At 36.8% G+C, this 16,564-nt stretch carries 11 protein-coding genes; all 11 read right to left on the bottom strand.

What is annotated here, in order from left to right; translation table 11 throughout:
• Nucleotides 1–88: 88 nt before the first annotated feature.
• Complete coding sequence (locus ACPLVE_RS03050) at nucleotides 89–3,775, bottom strand: 5'-nucleotidase C-terminal domain-containing protein (RefSeq protein ID WP_424609714.1); 3,687 nt, start codon at nucleotides 3,773–3,775, stop codon at nucleotides 89–91.
• A gap of 312 nt (nucleotides 3,776–4,087) precedes the next feature.
• Nucleotides 4,088–5,248: a mannitol-1-phosphate 5-dehydrogenase gene (locus tag ACPLVE_RS03055; RefSeq protein WP_424609738.1), complete on the bottom strand. Its 1,161-nt coding sequence runs from the start codon at nucleotides 5,246–5,248 to the stop codon at nucleotides 4,088–4,090.
• A 1-nt stretch (nucleotide 5,249) separates the two neighbouring features.
• Nucleotides 5,250–5,690 carry a PTS sugar transporter subunit IIA gene (locus ACPLVE_RS03060; RefSeq protein WP_424609716.1) on the bottom strand — a complete coding sequence of 147 codons (441 nt, stop codon included), beginning with the start codon at nucleotides 5,688–5,690 and terminating at the stop codon, nucleotides 5,250–5,252.
• Between the two features lie 11 nt (nucleotides 5,691–5,701).
• Nucleotides 5,702–7,732, bottom strand: coding sequence for a BglG family transcription antiterminator (locus ACPLVE_RS03065; RefSeq protein ID WP_424609717.1), 2,031 nt, complete (start codon nucleotides 7,730–7,732; stop codon nucleotides 5,702–5,704).
• On the bottom strand, nucleotides 7,732–9,168 hold the full coding sequence (locus ACPLVE_RS03070) for a PTS mannitol transporter subunit IICB (protein WP_424609719.1): 1,437 nt from the start codon (nucleotides 9,166–9,168) through the stop codon (nucleotides 7,732–7,734). The genes ACPLVE_RS03065 and ACPLVE_RS03070 overlap by 1 nt, the downstream gene beginning before the upstream one ends.
• 156 nt (nucleotides 9,169–9,324) lie before the next feature.
• Nucleotides 9,325–10,635: a 6-phospho-beta-glucosidase gene (locus ACPLVE_RS03075; protein WP_424609721.1), complete on the bottom strand. Its 1,311-nt coding sequence runs from the start codon at nucleotides 10,633–10,635 to the stop codon at nucleotides 9,325–9,327.
• On the bottom strand, nucleotides 10,628–10,960 hold the full coding sequence (locus ACPLVE_RS03080) for a PTS lactose/cellobiose transporter subunit IIA (RefSeq protein ID WP_424609723.1): 333 nt from the start codon (nucleotides 10,958–10,960) through the stop codon (nucleotides 10,628–10,630). The genes ACPLVE_RS03075 and ACPLVE_RS03080 overlap by 8 nt, the downstream gene beginning before the upstream one ends.
• 18 nt (nucleotides 10,961–10,978) lie before the next feature.
• Nucleotides 10,979–11,290 carry a PTS sugar transporter subunit IIB gene (locus ACPLVE_RS03085; protein WP_424609725.1) on the bottom strand — a complete coding sequence of 104 codons (312 nt, stop codon included), beginning with the start codon at nucleotides 11,288–11,290 and terminating at the stop codon, nucleotides 10,979–10,981.
• A gap of 30 nt (nucleotides 11,291–11,320) precedes the next feature.
• Nucleotides 11,321–12,070: a carbohydrate deacetylase gene (locus tag ACPLVE_RS03090; RefSeq protein ID WP_424609726.1), complete on the bottom strand. Its 750-nt coding sequence runs from the start codon at nucleotides 12,068–12,070 to the stop codon at nucleotides 11,321–11,323.
• Between the two features lie 55 nt (nucleotides 12,071–12,125).
• On the bottom strand, nucleotides 12,126–13,412 hold the full coding sequence (locus tag ACPLVE_RS03095; protein WP_424609727.1) for a PTS sugar transporter subunit IIC: 1,287 nt from the start codon (nucleotides 13,410–13,412) through the stop codon (nucleotides 12,126–12,128).
• A 166-nt stretch (nucleotides 13,413–13,578) separates the two neighbouring features.
• Nucleotides 13,579–16,284, bottom strand: coding sequence for a sigma 54-interacting transcriptional regulator (locus ACPLVE_RS03100; RefSeq protein ID WP_424609729.1), 2,706 nt, complete (start codon nucleotides 16,282–16,284; stop codon nucleotides 13,579–13,581).
• Nucleotides 16,285–16,564 lie beyond the last annotated feature (280 nt).

Consider the following 16,564-nt stretch of genomic DNA (forward strand, 5'->3'; position numbering starts at 1 on the left):
TTCAACTCCTTCAACGAATATTTTCTCCATATATTCTAACATATTTATAGTTGAAATAATAAGGGAGTGGAAAACCACTCCCTTTAGCTTATTTTGTATATTTTGCATATACATATCCAAATCCGCCATTGTAGAGTACCTGATACCATCCGTTGTACTCTCCAACCACTTTAAGCTCCGTTCCGTATGGCACTGCTCCTATCTTTCTCGCATTGATAGAGTTGTTTACTCTTACATTTAGTCCACTCTTAGCAGTGACCTTAACAGCTTTTAGCACAACAACATTTGACGGATTTGGAGTTGCAGCAACGTATTTGCTGTAAATATATCCTGTCTTTCCATTGTAGTCAATCTTATACCAGCCGTTCACTTCTTCAAGCAATGTAACAACTTTACCTGCAGGAAGCACTCCTATTACTTTATTCCCAAGTCCTGCACCTTCTCTTACATTAAGCGCTGATGCCGTAACAATTCCATAATTGTAAACTGGCTGAGAAGGTGTCTGTTGTTCTGTTGGCTGTGACGGTTGTTGACCCTGACTTACCTCTACTTCTTCCTGTACTGGAGTTGTAGAGATATACCAATCGCTCTCAACCACAGGGCTTATCGTGCCGTGCTCCTGTATATATCTTATCATCAAATTTCTTACCTGGCCATCATCTCCATAGGCCTTTGCTGAATCAAACACAATCTCTGGATTTGTTATTCCAGCAGCCTGCATGAATCCACCGCCACCGTTGAACCTGTAGTTATTTATTGCGACAGTAAATACATCATCATCTTTTACAAGTTTGCCATTTACTTTAAGGTTTTTGATTCTGTGTCCTGCCGGCTGTGTCAAATCTATCACATAGCTTGCACCGTACAGCTGGTCGAGGTTGTAATCAGGTATATTGAGTGCCGGATCTTTTGTTATTGGATCATTTGGAGAAGACACTTGTTTGTAATACCTTGCTGACCACTCTAACCAAGCCTTTAATTGCTTTCCTGTCATCTTTATTCCATAGAGGTAGTTCTCATAAACATACACGCCCATTATGTCCTGTATAGTGATGTCTCCTTTTAATATCTTAGCTGAGCTACTCAAAGGTGCGGCAATTGAGAGGTCTGTCTTTGCATAGTATTTCTGCACTTTGTTTATAAGGTCCATTATTGCTGTAGGCTTTATTGTCTGGTCTGTGCCCAAGAAATCGCCTGTTGCAACTCCAATCTTTGTGCCAATGTATTTTAATGTAGCATCATGATATGGCTGTGCCAAGTTTATTATCTCGGGGTCTGCCTGTATTGAATCGTCCATCTTTATTGTAGTGCTCCATTTGTCTGCAATTACCCATTTGCCCTGATCGTTCTTTGTGATATCAAAGTATATCTGTGATACATATTCACCCCACTTGCCAGGCTCTGTAACTATTACAGTCTGTCCTGATGGATTCTTGTAGTCATGCTGCGGTATATTAACATGGGTATGCCCTGCAACTATTGCATCTATTCCATCGACATTCGTTGCCACTGCAATTACCTGGTTTTCTGGTATTATGTCTGTTGGTTTTTCTTCACCAGAGTGCATTGTGACCACTACAATATCTGCACCTGCTTGTCTTAGCTTTGGTACCCATTTCTTAGCTTCATCTACAAGGTCATTGAAGTGAAGTCCTGCATAGTTTTCTTTGTTCTCCCATGCAGGTATCATCTTAGTGGTAAGTCCCAAAATGCCTACTTTTACAGGTCCTTGAGGCGTATTAAATGTTTTGATGTAATAAGCGTCTACATAATTTGTTCCATCATCTTTGTAGGTATTAGCAGAAAGAACATGTATTCCTTCGTTTCTCATATCCTTTATTACTCTGTTTAATACTTCAAGTCCATAGTTAAACTCGTGGTTTCCTAATGTCCAGGTGTCGTATTTCATTGCGCCCATCACTTTTGCAAGAGGATACTCTGTCTTCGTGTCTATCTTGTCATAGTAGTAAGATAATGGTGTACCCTGTATTGTATCTCCATTGTCAACAAGCACTACATATGGATACTTTTCTCTCACCTGTTTTACATAAGTTGAAACTTTTGCCAATCCTCTGTTAGCAGGTTTAGCCGTGTTGTAATCCCATGGGAATATATTGCCGTGTATATCAGATGTAGCAAGAACTGTGATTAATGTACCCTCTTTTGTAGCAGGAGCAATTCTTCCGTCTATTACTGAAGTTATTGTCCCCTGCTCTTTTACTGCTTCAATGAAAGCATCTCTCACAAGTTTGTAAGTGTCAACAAAGCTCTTCTTTACCTCAGGGTCAGTAAATCCTGTAAAACCGTCTCCACCTGTACCCATGAAATTGTTTGTAGCAACAAGGTAGGACTTATTCATGTCTATAGGTGTACCGTCAGATTTTCTCATGTCAAATACTCTGTGCATTGAAGGCCTGGTTGGGTCGTATTTGAAGGAAAGTCCTGCAACCTGTATACCCTTTCCTCCGTCTTGAACTGCCTGTTCAAGAATTGTCTTAATCTGCGCACCTGTCATCTTCATCGTAACTATTGTGTTATCAAAAGGCATTAACTGATACATCATTCCAACGGTTATATCGCCTTTTGGAATGTCAATCCTAAGGCCACCGTTATTGGCAAATCCAAAATCTGCATTGACAGCTTTTCTCGTCACTTCAGCTGCCCAGTTACCAAGCAATGAATCCCCATAGGGTTTTGCGCTCTGCGTCCTTGTCAAATCTATTGCTGCTTTGCCTATAACTTCATTGAATATAGGCCCTACGTCCTGATTTGCCTTGTCAACTATTGCCTGTACCTCAGGGTCAATATACTTGGGATCTATATTAGGTGTTGAATAAATCTTTGTAAGGTCAATATACTGCATGTCACCAGCTGTGACAGTTCCATCTTCATTAATTGTAATCTTCAGGTCAATAATTCCCTTCCCGTAATTTGCACCAACTCCAACTGGAATTCCATTAACCCTTGTAGTAACTATAGTATGAGTATGTCCGCCAAATATAGCATCTACACCTTTCACCTGCTTTGCAAAGTCTATGAGGTTACCACTTACATTGCCAGAGCTATCTTGATATGCTCCCATGTGAGCCAAAACCACAACAATCTTTACACCCTGCTGTCTTAGCTGCTGTGCGAGGTCATTTACAATTGGCACAGGGTCTTTAAAATCTACATTTTGTATAAAAGCTGGCATTATTATAGTGGGGAATTCCTTGTTGTCTACAATACCTATTATTCCAATCTTTACTCCATCTCTTTCAATAACAACATATGGTTTTACATAGCTCACTGGCTTGCCTGTGGTCTTGTCATACACATTTGCAGCAAGAACTGGAATTGTGGAATTCTTCAAAGTAGCATTATTAGTATCAATTACCGATTCAATGCCCCAGTCGTACTCATGGTTGCCAAGAGCCATTGCATCAAATCCGAGGTTTTTCATCATCTCAATGACTGGCTTACCCCTTAATACGTTAGAAAGCGGCGTTCCCTGGAACATATCACCGCCAGATAAAATTACTGTCCTGTCGGGATTTTGTGCCTTTATGTCTTTGATCTGTTTTGCCATTACAGCTGCTATCTGCTGCTTGTACAAAGTGCCATCAGATGTCTTACCATCATTTTGTAGGTAACCGTGGAAGTCTGTTACTTCAATGAAATCGAAGGTCTTGGAGGTTGCAGCAAATGCGATTTGTGGCACTGACGGGAAAATGAGGCTAAAAATCAATAGAGCTGCAACCAGAATGGAAAACAAGCGAGACCTTTGACTAAACATTTACATCCTCCTTTTACCTTTAGAATTGGATTTAGAAAGGGTAAAACCCCCACAGCAATTTTAAGTATAACAGAGGAGTGTTAAATTGAAATTAAACTAGTATTAATTTTGTGTAAATTAAATCATACATCAGATGTCAGACAAGCTTTGATTTAATTATATAAAACACTTCTTTTGCCTTTCAATTTTGATATAGCGCAATTTTGCAAGAACTTTCTGGCCTTTGCTCTTATTTTCTCCCAATTTTATACGTTTTCTCTCTCTTGTAAACATTTTTAAGGGCATTTTGTGCCTTATCACAAAACGCCCTTTTTATATTAATTTTCCTTTTAGCTCAAAGTACCTTTTCTCTATCTCTTCTACTAAATCACTTTCCTCTTCAAGTCCTGTAATAACATTTACAGCCTTTTTTATGCCAAATTGTTCTACATATTCTCTCATTTTAACGGCCTGTGCATCTTCTTTGTAGTCAAATAAAAGCCCAGCAGCAATTCCATAGAGGATAAAGTTTGGCGTAATTCCAACTTCACTGCAAAGCTTTAAAGGTGCAATTAATCTATCTTCTGATGAAAGCTTTCTCAAAGGTTCCCTCCCTACTCTTGTAACCTCATCTTGTAAATATGGATTTTCAAACCTCTTAATCACTTTTTCTGCATAGGCCATAAGAGATTCTTTATCTACATCATATTTTTTAGAAAGAGCAGTAGATATTTCTTCCTGCATTCCTTTCACTATAGCCCTTATGCTCTCATCCTTTATAGCCTCATGAATATACTTATAGCTTTTTAGATATCCCAGATACGCCGTGGTAGCATGAGCTCCATTTAATAAAAATAATTTCCTCTCTATATAAGGCTTCAAATCATCTACTAATTCTACCCCTTCTATTTGGAGGTTTCCTTTAATCTTATTTTTCTCAATATCCCACTCAAAAAACTCCTCTACTGCCACATCCACAGGAAGTTCTTTATCAATTTTAACTGCTGGAACAATCCTATCAACTGCTGTATTGGGAAAACCAACTTTTAAATTGAGGTAAGTAATAAAATCACTGTCCTCTTCTTTTACTACGCTTTCTCTTAAAACGTCAGTAGCAAAAAGAGCATTTTCGCAGGCCATTATGTCAAGAGGTTTTTCATTTTTTTCTTTTCTTGCCTTTAAGTATTTCTTTAATCTTCCACCAATGGAAGAAAGGTTTGAAACACCTACAGAAGTTGTAACCATATCCGCCTCTAAAAAAGCATCAAGTACTTTATCCTCTTCCTCTAGATGCAAAGCCTTGACCTCTTTTACTTCTTCTTTTTCCACAGGCTCTTTCAAAATAATGACATTGTACTTTTTGTACTTATTAATATTATCCACAATTTCTTTCGAAATATCTACAAAGGTAACTTCATATCCGGATTTATTAAGTAAATATCCAATAAATCCTCTCCCTATATTGCCTGCTCCAAAGTGAAGCGCCTTCGGCATCTCATTCATCACCTTTCTCCAGGATTTCTATTATCTCCTGTGGAGTCTTTGCTTTTTTGAGCTTTTCTACGTTCTCTTCGTACTGGCATGTCAAAGCTATCTTTGAAAGAATGTTAAGATGCTCATCTCCTTTACCTGCAATTCCTATCACAATATAGGCCCTGTTGCCATCTCCAAAATCCACCCCATCGGGATACTGAGCTATGACTATCCCCGATTTTTTGATGTATTTGACATATTCAGAAACCCCATGAGGTATAGCTACCCCATTTCCTATATAAGTCGTTATGTCTTCTTCTCTTTTCTTCATACCTTCGATATACTCTTTTTCAACATAGCCGTTTTCAACAAGGAGATTCCCTACCCTTTCAATAGCCTCTATTTTAGACTCTGAAGGAAGGTTTAAAAGTATGTTGTTCTCATTGAGTATATCTCTATCCATGACTTCTCCTCCTATGCTTCATTTAATATTTTTACCAAAGCATTTCTCGCATCTTTTATATCCCCAAGCCTTAAAATCTCACTAAAATTTTTGTCTTCAATCAAAGAAATGCTCACCTTTCCCAACATCTCTAGTATATCACTTCTCTCTGTCTTGCGCGCCAGCATGACTAAAAAAGTATCCACTTCTTCGTAAGCGAACCCTGTGCTTTGAAGTTTCAAAGGGTTTTTCACCTTGTAAACTCCAAGAAAAGGAAGTACCATTTTATCACTTCGAGTGTGCAAAAGAGCAATTCGAGTACCGGGTATAACCACATTGCCCATTGCTTCCCTCTTAAGGAGAAGCTCTTTTATTTCTTCAGCATCTTCAGCAAGCATGGATTTTGACAGGTCTTTCCCAATTAGCTCTATCAGTCTTCCTGTGCTATCAGCTTCTACTTCTTCTATTTTAAAATTTCTCAATATTTCATCTGCTACTTCAAAATTCTCTTCTTCCCTTACTTTAACCTCAAACTGCTTCCCTTTTTCTGCTTTTTTAACACGATTTTGTATATAATCTTTTATTTTCTCTTCATCTTCTTCTATTAAAAAAGGTGATACGATTATTACTTTTGAATCTATATCTTCTAACCGGGCTGTAGAGATTATTAAATCGTACTCTTGATGTTTCTTTTTTAACTCCCAAATAGTACCTATATTTATTTGATCTATCTCTTTAAACTTGTTTTTCAATTTGGCAGAAAGTATTCGGGCAGTTCCAATTCCATTAGGGCAAATTACCAGAACTTTAAGCTTTTTGGCCATTTCCGTTTGCCTTTCAATAGCCGCTCCTATGTGCATTGTAATGTATCCGATCTCTTCTTCTGGTACTATGATGTTGTACTTTGAAAAAACTATTTTACAGGCTCTTTCTACCGCACTGAACAAATCTTTATAATAGTTTTTAATCTCCTCTATCAAAGGATTTGAAGTAACAAGACCCATCCTCAACCTGTAAAAAGCTGGTTCTAGATGCTGTGCTAACCCTAAAAGAAGCTGCTCATCGCAACGTATATTTACATTGAAAATCCTTGAGACTTCCTCTACGACCTCTTTTGACAGCTCCTCCAGAGTAATGCCCAATTCTTCAAACCTATGCTGCTTGTACACATACTTTTTTGGGCTCAAGTGAATAGCTAAATATGCTATTTCTGACTCTGGCAGGTAGAAATCTTCCTCTTCAAGGATTTTTTCAACTTTCTTCATAAAATTGAACTCTTCTGACTGTAATATATCATTTATAAATTCTCTATCAAGTTCAATGGCCTTTCCTTCTTTGCTTCTGTAGATTGAAAGAAGTATATGAACAAACATGCCAAAATAATTTAAATCAGGTAGTTCTTCGTATATGTCTTCTTTAATTTTTTCACATAAACTCTTTACTTTTCTTACTAAATCCTTACCAAAAACTGAATCAAAAAAGGCTTTGAAGGATTTACCTTTTTCTTCATCGTAAATAAACTGCAGCAGGTCTTCCATTGGCGTATAATTGTAAAACAACTCTATAATGGCATTTCTTTTATCAATTTCGCTGCCTTCTACTTTTATCCCATATCCCCTTCTTCTTATAAGCTTAAGCTTTCTCATTTTAAGCCATTCTTCAATTTTATCGAGGTAAAGGCTTATTGTACCTTCAACCACATTAAACTGATAGCTAAAATAGCCAGCTTTAATGGGTTCATCCGAAAGAAGAAGCTGAAGAGTCATCAAAACCTGCCTTTGGTCAGGCGTTAAAAGCCATTGGAGAGGAATGGCGCCCAAAGAACTGTAAACCCTTTTGAGCGCCTCTTCCTCTCCTTCTATAAATATCTTCTTACCCTGTTCCACAATTTTTACCTCAAGATGACTTAAACGCTCGTTTATCAATGCCACTTCTCTTAAAACCGTTCTTTCACTGACATCCATAAGATTGGCAAGATCAGCTATTTCAAATGGTCCTTTTTCTATTAAATTTTTAAGGATAAATTTTTGCCTTACACTCAAATCTTCCATGGCTTTCACCATTAGTTATTTTTAAGGCTTTTTACAAATTCGTCATACACAGTATTGTCAAGGAAATTCTTCACTGTCACAATCTTAGCATGGGGCACCACTTCAGCCGCTCTTTCTGCCAGATTCTCCTGTGTGAATACTACATCCGCTTCTTTTGGTATCTGATTTACAGCTGAGTGCTTGACTTGTATGTCAAAGCCCGCCTCTTTGAGCTTCTTTCTCAAGATAGTTTCTCCCATAGCTGAAGAACCCATACCTGCATCGCAAGCAAAAACTATGAGTTTGGGAAGTGTATCCATCTTCATTTCTGCTTTTGGCATTTCAACTTTTTCACCTTTGCTCTGGGCCTTGAGACCACTTACTATTGAACGGGCAAAGCTCATGCTTTCAGCTGACATGCTCTCTTCGCTTGCCCTCTTTACAATAGGTGAAGCTATCAAGAAGGAAACTAAAGCTCCTACTGTTATACCTGTCAGCACAGGAAGTAATCCGCCTTTTGGTGCCATAGCTATCTCTGCAAATATGCTACCAGGTGAAGGAGTTGCCACAAGTCCTGCTTTTGTGAGAACAAATGTCGCATCTGCAGCCATTCCACCACCTATGACAGCAAGAAGTAATGCAGGGTTCATCAAAACATATGGGAAGTATATCTCATGTATTCCACCAAAGAACTGGATTATTATAGCGCCAGGAGCTGACTGTTTTGCATCCCCCTTCCCAAAAAGCCAATATGCTAAAAGCACTCCCAAACCTGGACCCGGGTCTGTCTCAAGGAGGAAGAATATAGACTTTCCAAATTCTTTTACCTGTGCTACTCCAAGAGGAGCTAATATACCGTGATTTATGGCGTTATTAAGGAAGAGAACTTTCCCAGGTTCAATAAACAATGCTATCAAGGGGAGCAAACCCTTATTTGTAACCCACTGAGCCGCAGCTCCAAGCCCTAGTGAAACAGCGTTCATAACAGGCTCTACAAATAAAAATGCTAAGATTGCCAAAATTCCTCCTAAAATTCCTGCTGAGAAATTATTTACAAGCATTTCAAATCCAGCTGGTACTTTACCTTCTACCGCCTCGTCAAATTTTTTGATTACATAACCTCCCAGTGGTCCCATTATCATAGCACCTATAAACATCGGAACAGAAGAACCTATAGCTACACCAGCTGTGGCAACGGCTCCAACAACTCCACCTCTTACATCGTATACAAGCTTGCCACCTGTATAACCTATCAGTATAGGCAAGAGGTACATTATCATGGGCCCCACTAACTTAGCTAAGTGTTCATTTGGAACCCATCCTGTCGGTATAAAGAATGCTGTGATAAGTCCCCATGCTATAAATGCACCAATATTAGGTATTACCATCCCCGCTAAAAAACCACCCAACCTCTGTAATTTTGTCCTTATACTTCCACCTTTTGTAGTAATCGCATTCACGTTTTGCATACCTTTTCCCTCCTTCTTTCAAAAACTTCTTTAACTATATTGTAATCCCCCTTCTTTTTTTATGCAATTAAAAGAAACTCAGTCTTGTCATTCGTTTTCTATGACAAAACTGAAAAAAGAAAAACCCCAGGAAAATGGGGTTTAGGCTTACTGATTTCACTTATATTGCGGTAAATATTCTTTATTCTGTTCAATTATATCATCAAGTATCTTTTTAGCAATAGTGGCAGATGGTACTAAAGGATGTATTGTCAACGCTTGCAAAGCAGCATAGTAATCTCCTCTTACCCCTGCTTCAATTGTGAGTTCTTCATATGCTTTTACAGCTTGCATCAATCCTCTTATTTTAGGAGACACATGACCAATAGTTATAGGATGAGCACCATTTTTATCAACTACTGCATTTGTTTCTATTACCACATCATCCGGTAAATCTGCAATCGTTCCGTTGTTTTTCACATTAACCACATGTATTTCTTTCTTATCATTATATATTGCACTTATCAAAGAACAAGCAACATCAGAGTAATGAGCCCCTCCACGTTTTTCTAATTGGGGAGGTTTTACGTTTAAATTTGGGTCTTTATATAATTCAAAAAGTTCTTTTTCTAGTTTTTTCACGACTTCTCCTCTTGTCCCTACTGTAGCAGCTTCTTTCTTCTGTTCTTCTAACATCTCATCGGTTAAATAGTAATATCTATGATAGGGACATGGATACATGCCAAGAGATTTTATAAACTCCAGATCCCAAGGTAGCTCTGGAATATTTTTCATACTTAATGATCTAGCTGATTCATACATCTCTATTAATTTTTCAGTTACATCTTCCCCATCTAAATAAATATTTGTTCCCCAGACAAGATGATTAAGCCCAGCAAATTTAATGTAGATTCTCTTTGGATCAACACCCAAAAGATTAGCAACTCCATAGACCATTCCTATGGGCACATTACACACACCTATGGCTTTTACTTTAGTGTATTTTAATATTGTTTCTGTAATTAATCCAGAAGGATTTGTAAAATTGATAAGCCATGCATTGGGGGCAAGTTCTTCTATATCTTTGCAAATATCTAAAATAACCGGAATTGTCCTCTGCGCTTTTGCAAATCCACCGGGTCCTGTAGTCTCCTGCCCTATCACATCGTATTTTAGAGGAATTTTTTCATCTCTAATTCTGGCGTCTATCCCCCCTACTCTAAATTGGGTTATAACAAAATCTGCATTCTTTATTGCTTCGCGTCTATTTAAAGTTAAGTGGATATTTATATCAACACCAGCTTTTTCTATCATTCTCCTTGCAAGGCTACCAACAATCTCCAGTTTCTCTTTCCCCTCTTCTATATCTACTAGATATAAATCTTTCACAGGTAATTCCCCATACCTTTTTATAAACCCTTCAATAAGTTCAGGAGTATAACTAGAACCACCTCCTATAACTGCAATTTTTAAATCTTTTTTATACATTAAAAGCCGCCCCCTTTGTTTGATAAATAATTTTATAAAGCTCAATCATCTCCGTTATTAATTCTTTTGCAAGAATTGCATTCATGAGATGATCCTCAGCATGTACCAAAAGAAGCGTAACCTCCTGTTTTTCTCCTGCCGCCTCTTTATGAATCATGTCTGTCTGTACATGATGAGCTTCTAAAAGTTCTTCACCTGCTTTTTTTAAACATTCTTCTGCTTTTTTAAAATCTCCCTCTTTTGCATATTTTAAGGCTTCAAAGGCATTACTTCTCGCATTACCTGCGCGGGATATAATAGTAAATACAATTTGTTCTAAGTCCATTTTGATGCCTCCTGTCTTTTATTTGTTTTTCAGCGCCTCAATTGCTAAATCCAAAGTTTTAGCCCCATCAATCATTCCATATATGTGAGGCGGAATTACCCTGTAAACTTTATTCTTCTCTTTTGTAAGTTCTGCCACATATTTTTCTTTATATCTTATCTGAGGACCTAATAAAATAACATCATAATCATCAATTATCTTCTCCAAATTATCAGCAGCCTCTGCATTGATGTATAAGTCTTTTATTCCTCTTTTCTCTCCCTCTTTCTTCATCTTCTCCACAAGCAAACTAGTAGACATACCTGCTCCACAGATTAATAGAATCCTCATAAATTTATCCCTCCTTACAAATTTTACAAATCATTTGAAAATTGAGTAATTCACAAGCATTATATTCCTTTCTTTGACAAATTGAATTACATCAGGGTTAGTTAATATTTCCCTTTCTATTCCTCTTTTAACATTATAAGAAGAAATTTTCATCAATTCATCATCTACATATGCAGGATGAGACATTATTTCTGTTATACCATTCTCTAACTTTTCTAAAATAAATAAAAGATTTTCTTTCGTTGCACCTTTATCATAGAAAGTGTAAACAAAATTATCAATCGTTTTTACACCTGCTTCTACTATAATTCTTTTATCTAAAGGAGTAGAACGCACGGGTAAACCATATTTCAGCGCTAAGTCTATAAATACTTTTAAAACCTTTGGATGAGTTTGTACACCATGATGGCTATCCATATGAGTTATGGGAATCCCTAAAGAAAGTGCTTTTTTTATCTGCTCTTCCATTTCCAATCTAATTTCATCTACATCGGCATCATTCAAAGCCTGTCGGTAATCTTTTTTAAAATAGCCTCTCTCATCTACTAAAGTAGGTACTTTTTCAGGACTGCTTAAGGGCTTACCAGCATCCAATGTTATGTGTATTCCAAAACCTAAATTAGGACATAATTCTTTAATTTCTGCTGCCTCATGGGCATAAGGCATATTGCACATTATAGAAGTACTTCTTAAAATACCATTCTTATAACTTTCAACAATTCCCTTATTTACACCTTTTGTAAGGCCAAAATCATCTCCATTTACAATAAGATATTTCACTTTCCTCACTCCTCAATCTTTAAAATATATTGAATAAATTTTACCCAAGATATAACTAGCCCTCTATCTTTTTTACTTCCTCTTCCTTCTTCAACTGCTGTTCTTCTTCATATTTTTTATTATCCCAGAGTCTTAAAAAAGGATAGTAAATTGCTCCTGCTACTGCAAAATTTACAATCTGTAATACTATCGCTTTCCAATCACCTGTAGTAAGAAAACCGCTGATAAGTACAGGAGTAGTCCATGGGATTAGAGCATACGGCCTTGCAACAATATTCAATGCCATCGCAGTATAAGTTATAAGAGCTGCTGCAATAGGAGCCAAAATAAATGGTACAATCATAACAGGGTTCATTACTATCGGCATACCAAAAGTAATAGGTTCATTTATATTGAATATCCCTGGCCCAATGGCAGCTTTTCCAACAGCCCTCAATTGCTGGGATTTTGTTGCAAACAACAACAGTAAAGCTAAAGCAAGTGTCGTCCCTGAGCCACCTATAAAAACAAATATATCAAAAAATTGCTGACACACAATATGCGGCAGAATCTTTTCTCCTGCAATCTTAGCAGCAGAATTTTCTTGAGTAAAAGTAAGAACTATTGGCCCTATTATTCCACCCATTACTGCCGCTCCATGAATACCTACACTCCATAAGAATTGAACTGCTAATATAATTAAAATAACAGCCGGTAATGTAGAACCTAATTTCAATAATGGAATAGCAATCAACACGTTAATAGCTTCCGGTATCGTCAAATGGACAGTTTTTATCAATATCATGTGCACAATCCAAACGGAAGTAATGATTACAGCACCAGGTATTAATGCTGCAAAAGCTCTACCAACAGAAGGAGGAACACCTTCAGGCATGCGGATGACCAAATTTTTTTCTATAAATTTTCTTTGTACTTCAACCGTAAAAATTGCTATTATCATTGCCACAAATAATCCTAAGCTCCCCAGCCACATTGAGGGAATATTGTTATCTTGGGTTAGAGGGATTGATAACATGAATGTAGATAAACTTAAAACACCAGAAGCTATGGGATCGATTTTATAAGTTCCAGCCAACGAATAGGCTATTGTAAAAGAAGCGACCAATCCTATTATTCCAAATGTAGCACTAACTATTTTTAATAAATCTTTTGCATAAGGTTTAATTAAAACTTCAAGAGAAGGTATGGGCGGAAAAGCTATAATTAAGAAGAAAGACCCAATGAGAAGTAATGGCATTGTAGCAACTATTCCATCACGAATCGATTTTAAGTGCCTTTGTTCAGCAAGTCTCCCTGCAACAGGCATAAAGTATTTGTCAAGAAAATTAATAAAAGCCTCCATTTGATCAACTCCCCTTTAGAATATTTTGCAACGTATATTTACGCAAATTTTATGCCAACTAGCTCTCGAATTTAAAAGACAGCTCCTTTTCTGCCTCTTATTCTTCTTTTCCCTATCCTGTTTTAATGTGTATCATATAAAAACGTATTCAATACACATATGTGTATTAAAGTGAATAGATTATTTTCATTATGTTCACACATTCTTCTTCAGAGATATTTATACCGCATCCTTTTTCTAAAATCTTAACTGTATCCTTTACAGTCTTAAATTCATTTGGGTAATCTTTAATGTATTGTTGTGTATCTCTCACATGTGTCAAATCTCTGCCCTCAATAATACGCTCAATTGCACAGGCAATATGAAGAATCAAGCCTATTGTAATATCTTCATTAAGCTTTATACCTCTCGCTATCAAAGCAGAATAAAATTGTTTGAATGAGGAGATATACTTGTCAGCATCTATCCTCACATTTTCTTTTATGACTTCTCTCATATTGTCAATTAAACTCAGATTAGATACGGATTCTATTGCGTTTTTTAATACGGACAACTTGTTTTTGTCAAAAACATCAGAGGTAGAGATGTACAATACAGTTTCATCTTCTGGATCTATGGCACTTACCACTGCCAAAACATTCTTTTCTTCTTTTATATTGAGAATTTTTTTCTTAAACTCTTTTTTGTTTTCAATTTCTATTGGAATTATATCTATATCTTTCTCTTTCAAGTTGAGTTCTCTCTCTAATATTGATTTAAGTTTAATTGCCGTACCTTCTCCTGTTATACAAGCCGTTATGATCACATTCCTTTTGAAAGAATTTTCAAACCTGACACTTTCTCTATAAATCCTCCCTACATAAGGGCTCAAATTCACCACTGCATCATATACCTCTTCTAAAGAAGCATTCAACAAGGCTTTCCTTGCTCCTTCTAATACCATAGGCGTAGAAACCATTTCAACAGTTTTTACCGGAATCCCTGTCTTTTCATATATCATATCGCCAAAAAATACCAGTGACCCCATATCGACAAGAAGTAATACTCCCTTGCCTCTATCTATTCTTTTTACAATGTTTGTTAAATTATTTAACGCAACTTCCGGCTTTTGATCAAGGGGCATGTTATATCCGATCACATAACTTTCCCCCAAAAGCCTATTAGCCACTTCTGCAATTGATGTAGCAGCTGCTTCTCCATGCATTGCAACCACAATTCCCACTCTTTCATCCCTTTTCTTTGTTTCTTCTTCGAGGCAGAGAAACATCGTAATAAAACCTGCTTCATCTTCAGGCACAACTATGTTGAATTCTTTTTCAATTTCTTCTTTTAATACTTTAGCTATTTCAAACTCCTTTGGATATACCGTTTTTATATGTTCTAATTGATGGTTTACGATATCTTTGCCTTCCAATATCCTCTCAATAGAACTTGCGACATGCATAGAAAGCCCGTACAAAGTTTTATCGCTAAATTCTTTCTGCAATTTTTTGCTGGCGTAATTTAGAAAATTTTGTATCAGGTCTACTACTTTCTTGTCCACTACCTTGTACAGCTCTTCTAAGTTGCTTTTTTCTAAATTCAAAAGATATCTTTTTAAATAAGTGTCAATATCAATACTCATAATAAGCTTAATATCCTCTTCACTCAAACCCTTCTGCTCAAGAATCTTCCTTTTCTCTTCCAAAGCTTCATAAAAATTAAAAATTTGATTGCTTCTCTGAACGATCTGCACCATATCATCGGCAGAAAACCTTATTATCTCTCCTGTAATGAATTTATCAATCTCTTCTCTTTTTTCCCTATACTTTAGAAAACCCTTTCTTACATACTCAGGCAAATCTTCTGTATGGACACATACGTTTTCATCCCTTTTCATCATATATCCCAGATACGCTTTAGCTATCGCAAGCTTTATATCACTTTTTAATTGTCCCACATTATTTGGACAATCGTAAAGCAATAAGGCTTTTAAAGCATTAGAAGTAATCATTATATCTGTTTTGATAATAGCAGCTTCAGCTTTGAAAAAACTTTTAATAAGTTCAAACCTTTCTTCATACGTTCTCTCTGCCAAACTCGGGAGCTTAATTATCATTGGAATTCGCCTTATGAAAGTTTTAAGGAGCGCAGACTCAATATCTTCCGTGGTAGCACATATTATCAAAATATTTGCCTTATGCTCTACATCAGATTCGCCAAGTCTTCTGTACAATCCTTTATCGATAAGATAAAAAAGCATTTCTTGCCCCTCTGGAGGTAATCTGTGAACTTCATCCAAAAACAAAATCCCCCCATCAGCCTTTTCCACAAGGCCGACTTTGTCGCTGTCTGCACCGGTATAGGCACCCTTTTTTACTCCAAACAAATGAGCCATCAAAAGCTGAGGATTACTGGCATAATCTGCACAGTTAAAAGTCACAAAAGGAGCATTTTTCTTTATACGCCCAATTTCTTTTGCAAAGTTGTACATAACTTCTGCAAACATAGACTTACCTGTTCCAGTTTCTCCAAGCAAAAGAGTATGGAGTCCATGAGGAGGATAAATTATGGCAGCTTTGGCTTGCTGTACAGCATTTTTGAGGCTTAACTCAGCACCTATTATTTCACTAAAAGCATCTTTTAACCTTAAAATGGTACTATCAGAGACAAAATTTATTTCCTTAACTTTATACAATACAGGTTTGCCCTCCACTTTTATCAATTTACCCTCTTTGAAAAGAGCATTTAAATCACTGGAAGCATTACTTCTTTGAATTTTTAACGCTTGTGCCACTTCTATAGCAGAAACTCCCCATATTTCTCCTTTATCTTTAAACTGTTTTTTGCAGACTTCTTGAACATAATTATAGACTTTATCAATTCTTTTCATAAGTACACCCTTCCCCTTTTTGTTCTATTTTATCATAAAACACAATAATAATACACATTAAAACTCTCTTTTTGATAAATTTAAAGGGCGTATTGCCCTTATATACTGTTGACAAAACCCATATTAATTTAAGTGGCATTTTGTGTTAATGCTCCGGAGTTGCAAAGCGACTAAACTAAGGCTCACTTTTCGAGCTCCGGCGGGGTGCCGGCCAATTCGCCATACGGCTCAGGTGGCCGCTCGCTTTGCTCGCCCCGCCTTCGCTTCTCAAGCTCGCCAA

The organism is Caldanaerobacter sp., from assembly GCF_049701115.1.
Classification (GTDB): Bacteria; Bacillota; Thermoanaerobacteria; order Thermoanaerobacterales; family Thermoanaerobacteraceae; genus Thermoanaerobacter.

Bases quoted from the DNA above. Each gene is read 5' to 3' on its own strand.
- ACPLVE_RS03095 (WP_424609727.1), bottom strand. From the start codon at position 13,412: ATGGAGGCTTTTATTAATTTTCTTGACAAATACTTTATGCCTGTTGCA.
- ACPLVE_RS03080 (WP_424609723.1), bottom strand. From the start codon at position 10,960: ATGGACTTAGAACAAATTGTATTTACTATTATATCCCGCGCAGGTAAT.
- ACPLVE_RS03065 (WP_424609717.1), bottom strand. From the start codon at position 7,732: ATGGTGAAAGCCATGGAAGATTTGAGTGTAAGGCAAAAATTTATCCTT.
- ACPLVE_RS03070 (WP_424609719.1), bottom strand. From the start codon at position 9,168: ATGCAAAACGTGAATGCGATTACTACAAAAGGTGGAAGTATAAGGACA.
- ACPLVE_RS03060 (WP_424609716.1), bottom strand. From the start codon at position 5,690: ATGGATAGAGATATACTCAATGAGAACAACATACTTTTAAACCTTCCT.
- ACPLVE_RS03050 (WP_424609714.1), bottom strand. From the start codon at position 3,775: ATGTTTAGTCAAAGGTCTCGCTTGTTTTCCATTCTGGTTGCAGCTCTA.
- ACPLVE_RS03100 (WP_424609729.1), bottom strand. From the start codon at position 16,284: ATGAAAAGAATTGATAAAGTCTATAATTATGTTCAAGAAGTCTGCAAA.
- ACPLVE_RS03085 (WP_424609725.1), bottom strand. From the start codon at position 11,290: ATGAGGATTCTATTAATCTGTGGAGCAGGTATGTCTACTAGTTTGCTT.
- ACPLVE_RS03055 (WP_424609738.1), bottom strand. From the start codon at position 5,248: ATGCCGAAGGCGCTTCACTTTGGAGCAGGCAATATAGGGAGAGGATTT.
- ACPLVE_RS03075 (WP_424609721.1), bottom strand. From the start codon at position 10,635: ATGTATAAAAAAGATTTAAAAATTGCAGTTATAGGAGGTGGTTCTAGT.